Source organism: Thermus sp. (genome assembly GCF_056332225.1).
Genome location: NZ_JBWGQW010000269.1, coordinates 1 through 505, shown reverse-complemented (window position 1 = coordinate 505; position 505 = coordinate 1). Strand labels below are relative to the sequence as shown.

1 pseudogene is annotated in these 505 nt (G+C 68.1%); it reads right to left on the bottom strand.

Features of this window, described 5'->3' with window-relative positions:
* Nucleotides 1-505: pseudogene (locus tag AC01Y6_RS11300) on the bottom strand (transposase); the annotation flags it as partial.

Below are 505 nucleotides of genomic sequence, written 5' to 3'. Positions count from 1 at the left end.
CACCACCGCTTCAAAGCCCAACCGCCTCACCCCAAAGAGGAACCAGGCCGTACCAAAAGCCGCGTCCGCCGCCACCCGTATCCGGAAGGCCCGGCGCATCCAGGGGGGCAGGGAGGCCAGGAGGCTTAGGGCCAGGAAGGAGAGGGGCTTCTCCCCCTTGCCCCGCCATAGGCGGTAGGCCCAAGGGAGGCGGAGGTCTCCGTAGACGAGGTAAAGGACCACGAGGTGGAGGCCCCACTTGCCGTGGAAAAAGGAGAGGGGCAGGGCCTGGAAGCGGCCCCGCTTTTCCAGGGTGACCAGATCCAGCACCACCAGGAGGCGGGGCTTGGGGCCCTTTCTCCTCCTGGCCCGGTCCAGGGCTTCCTGGGCCTCCTTGCGGACCCGGCGGATGAGGGCGCGGGTGGGCCAGGAATACCCATTCAGGAAACGGGAGAGGGCGGAGGGGGACTTGGTCTGGCTGTGCTGGGGTCTGGCCTTGCCGTGGCCCTGGAGGAGGAGCAGAAGC